This window comes from Spirosoma lituiforme (genome assembly GCF_054776635.1).
The window spans coordinates 1-557 of sequence record NZ_BAAHBO010000057.1 but is presented as its reverse complement, the minus strand read 5'-3'; the positions used below and the strand labels follow the sequence as shown (position 1 = coordinate 557).

Genomic DNA, 557 nt, shown 5'->3' with positions numbered 1-557 from the left:
CTGAAAGCATCTAAGTACGAAACAGACCTCAAGATAAGATTTCTCAGAGTACGTAAAGAAAATACGTTTGATAGGTCCAAGGTGTAAGTGCAGTAATGTATTAAGCTAATGGATACTAAATCTTTTACTCTTGACTGGAAATATTGTTTGCTATTACCAAAAGTTTTTAAAGTTCTTATATGGTGATGATTGCATAAGGGATACACCTGTTCCCATACCGAACACAGAAGTTAAGCCTTATAACGCCGATGGTACTGCTCGGGCAACCGTGTGGTAGAGTAGGAAGTTGCCAAATAACTATTTCTAGCCTAATCGTTTTTGCGATTAGGTTTGAAAAGAGTTAGTAATAATAATTAAATAAAGATTTATGATAAATTCTAGGTTTTCCTAGAATTATTCTATCTAGCTTTATGCTTAGGTAGCTCAATGGTGGAGCACCCGGCTGTTAACCGGTAGGTTGTGGGTTCGAGTCCCACCCTGAGCGCCAATAGCTTTTTAGCTAAAAGCCACATGGCTTAAATATGATAATGCCGGGGTGGCGGAACTGGCAGACGCAC

Annotated in this window: 1 tRNA gene and 2 rRNA genes; all 3 read left to right on the top strand. The window is 39.1% G+C overall.

Going from position 1 to position 557, the window contains the following annotated elements:
• A 23S ribosomal RNA gene (locus tag ACYU87_RS27680) occupies positions 1–138 on the top strand; the annotation flags it as partial.
• A 40-nt stretch (positions 139–178) separates the two neighbouring features.
• A 5S ribosomal RNA gene (gene rrf / locus ACYU87_RS27675) occupies positions 179–295 on the top strand.
• 117 nt (positions 296–412) lie between these two features.
• Positions 413–487 (top strand) — tRNA-Asn (locus ACYU87_RS27670).
• Positions 488–557: the final 70 nt, after the last annotated feature.